Origin of the sequence: Microcystis sp. LE19-41.2A, assembly GCF_027530405.1 — a bacterium.
GTDB classification, from domain to species: Bacteria; Cyanobacteriota; Cyanobacteriia; order Cyanobacteriales; family Microcystaceae; genus Microcystis; species Microcystis aeruginosa.
This window is the reverse complement of the sequence record NZ_JAPZQJ010000220.1, coordinates 1-3,211: the sequence shown is the minus strand read 5'-3', so window position 1 is coordinate 3,211 and position 3,211 is coordinate 1. Positions and strand designations below refer to the sequence as shown.

The window sequence follows — 3,211 nt, the reverse complement described above, 5'->3', positions numbered from 1 at the left end:
GGAATCGGGCTTCTGAAATGGGGCGAAAGTCTGTGGACTCTGTGTAAGACAGTACATGGTTTTTTAACTGTGGTATGCGACGGTGGTGGAAGCAGAAACTTAAATCGTGAGGTTTAGGAATCGCCGCACTTTTAGGGCGGCGAGGATGTCAACCTTGATTACACCCCTATTGATCTTTGTATTTCAGGTTCCCGCTACCACCGCAGTGGGTTCCGATGTGGTAGCGGCCGGGTTGATGAAAGTGGTCGGCACCGTTCGTCACTGGCAACAGCAAACGATCGAGTTAGAGGTGGTAAAATGGCTGGTAATTGGCAGTGTACCCGGTTCTCTGTTAGGATTAGTCGGTTTTCGCTATTTTCAGCAGAATAGCTCCCTCAATCTCGATCAATGGCTGCCCCATATCATCGGTCTTGTCTTGATGATCGTGACTGTCCTAGCGGCCCTAGAACTACTAATCTCCTTATTTTTTCCCGATTTGTCCCCTTGGTCCTGGCCAAAATTAGATTTAACCACTCGATCGGGTCAGATAAAAACAACGATATTAGGGGCAGTTTTAGGCTATTTAGTCGGTTTAACCAGTATTTCCAGTGGTTCCTTATTTGCATTGGTCTTGATGACCTTTTTTCACCTTGATTCTCGCAAATTAGTCGGTACAGATCTATCGCAAGCGTCCATCCTCTTAACCTGTACTTCCATCGGTCATCTGGGATTAGGAACAGTAGACTGGAATCTGGTACTTCCCATCTGGTTGGGTGGGATACCGGGGGTAGTAGTGGGAGCAAGATTATCGGAATATTTCCCCAAAAATGCCCTAAAAATACTGCTTTATACGGTTCTAGTCACGGTCAGTTGGCGCTTACTGCAACCCACCTAATCCTCAAAGTTCACTCGAAAGTCATCATACTACCCATCAACAGATCGGGACTGGTGGCGACAAAATAGATAATTCCCGCACCGAGAATAACGATCGCTAAACTAAATAGTAGCACCCATCGATCGGCTGGTTCGTAGGTATCTTCATCTATATCTCGTCTGACTGTAAAATAATGGGCTGTGGTCAAAAATACGGTCAATAAACCCACTAAAGCAAACATTAAGCCTAATTTCCAGCCATAACCGGGCCGGGGAACCAGAGGAGGATGAAAGGCCCGTAAACGCAGGATAACCATACCAAAACCCATTAATGCGATCGCTGTTCGCATCCAAGACAGATAGGTGCGTTCATTGGCCAGATGATCGCGGACTCGATTGGGATTGACTTTTTTCGGTTTAATGCTGGTCTTGCTTTCCGTCACTGGTGATTTGAGAAAAAATAACATGATCGAGATGACTAGGGGTCGGTTTCAAGTTGATCGTTTGAGAAGATGATGTTATTCTATGGCACTTGAGTTATAGATGGTATGGAAAAAATCTAAAATCTCTTTTTAGATGTATTTGTATTGAATCAAAAATCAAATAGGGTTTGCTGAATAAATCTAAAAACATTGTTCGATAAGACTTTTAGACCTTTTTGAAATCCAAAAGTACCGGCCATTGGAGTGATCGGGGGGAAAATTCCGGGACTTTTTCCCTGAAAATGGGTAAAACCCTACACCCTACACCCTACACCCTACACCCTGCCCCCAGGAAAAACTTTTTGCCGCAAACCCTAAATAGATTCTGCTTGCTGCTGGAGAAGGGTCCATCCATAGCTTAAGGATAGGGCCAAGAAAGCCAGGGGAAGACTTTCCTTGATCATAAACACACCCAAACCGATCAGCACACAGGGGACAAAGTGGCTACCGTGACTGCTAATTAAATTAGCGATCGCCGGTAATTGAGTTAACTGATGAGCAGTAAAACACCAAACACCCACCAAGATCAGAAAAACGCTGACGATAGTGACTAAATTTGGCCAAGTATTACTAGCGAACAGCGGCAGATAAATGCCGATATTATCACTGCCATTGGCGATGGTAATTGCCGCCACAGAGCAGGTTTGAGGGGAAAACCAGGCCAGCAAAGGAGAAGACGGTGCTGATTCTACAGCCATCTCCAGATGATTATCCGTCTCGGTTTCTTCTCGCTGCCAGAGACTCCGAATCCCGAAAATCACCGGCAACAGGCCGAGAAAACGAATCCACTGAGCCGGAATCAAGAAACTCCCGAAAAAGCCGGTTAAACTCGCCAAAATTAGCAGGATAAAGCCTAAATACTGACCGATAACGATATGACGACGGCGAAAAAGTTTATTGACCTGGGCGAAAAGAATCGTCAAAATCAGGATGTCATCGAGATTAGTGGCAATAAAGGCCGCTATTGCTGTGGATATGGCAGTAATCATGGTAGTCATGGGATTTTTTTCCTTAATCGGGTCTTCTGATCTCGATCGCCCTACTTCTACTCTAGAAAGAGCCATTAATAAAATCAAATATTCTTTCTTGTTGATTTAATAAATTAAAATGATGGAAAGACCAATAGAGACGGAAAACCCATTGCCATGGCCAGAATGACCCTAGATCAACTGGAAATCTTTCTAGCGACTGCTGAACATCTCCACTTCACCAAAGCAGCAGAAGCTTTGTATATCACCCAACCGGCCGTCAGTGCCGCCATTGCCTCCCTAGAAAATGAATACGGGGTGAAATTATTCCATCGCGTCGGTCGTCACATCGAGATCACGGAAACAGGACGTTTACTGCAATTAGAAGCGCAACGCATTCTCACCCAGGTAACTTTGACAGAAAGGGGATTGGCGGAATTCAACGACTTGCAACGGGGAGAACTACAATTAGGGTCGAGTTTGACTATTGGTAACTATTGGCTGCCGGCAAAAATTAGCGATTTTCAGGAGCGCTATCCGGCAATTAAGATCAATTGCACCCTAGCTAATACGGAAGAAATCTGTCTGGGTACGGCTAACGGACGTTTTGACCTAGCATTAATCGAGGGAGAAGTCAAGAGTGATTTAACACATTGTTTAGAACAGGAGATCGTCGGCAGCGATCGCCTATTAATTATTGTCGGACGTTCTCATCCTTGGTATAAAAGAGAAGCGATCGAATTGCCGGAATTAGTGGAAACCCCTTGGGTAAGTAGTCATGCAAAATTAATTACCCAAATAAAAAATTAAGAAGTATAATACATAAAAAAACGAAGCAGCAGGAAAATACAATGAGATTGATTAGAGACCTAAACCCCGAGAGCCAGAAAATGCTAGAGAGAATTTATC

The 3,211-nt window shown here is 44.4% G+C and carries 2 protein-coding genes and 2 pseudogenes; 2 read left to right on the top strand and 2 right to left on the bottom strand.

What is annotated here, in order from left to right; all coding sequences use genetic code 11:
• Positions 1-148: 148 nt before the first annotated feature.
• Positions 149-874, top strand: a pseudogene (locus O9290_RS09845) (sulfite exporter TauE/SafE family protein); the annotation flags it as partial.
• Between the two features lie 10 nt (positions 875-884).
• Here the strand turns inward: O9290_RS09845 and O9290_RS09840 are convergent.
• A complete protein-coding gene (locus O9290_RS09840; protein WP_002762666.1) occupies positions 885-1,319 on the bottom strand; it encodes a YidH family protein in 435 nt (144 codons plus the stop codon).
• Positions 1,320-1,648: 329 nt separating this feature from the next.
• Positions 1,649-2,332, bottom strand: a complete 684-nt coding sequence (locus O9290_RS09835; protein ID WP_288055596.1) for a cadmium resistance transporter — start codon at positions 2,330-2,332, stop codon at positions 1,649-1,651.
• A 147-nt stretch (positions 2,333-2,479) separates the two neighbouring features.
• Here O9290_RS09835 and O9290_RS09830 point away from each other — a divergent pair.
• A pseudogene (locus O9290_RS09830) lies at positions 2,480-3,100 on the top strand (LysR family transcriptional regulator); the annotation flags it as partial.
• Positions 3,101-3,211 lie beyond the last annotated feature (111 nt).

Bases quoted from the DNA above. Each gene is read 5' to 3' on its own strand.
- O9290_RS09840 (WP_002762666.1), bottom strand. From the start codon at position 1,319: ATGTTATTTTTTCTCAAATCACCAGTGACGGAAAGCAAGACCAGCATT.
- O9290_RS09835 (WP_288055596.1), bottom strand. From the start codon at position 2,332: ATGACTACCATGATTACTGCCATATCCACAGCAATAGCGGCCTTTATT.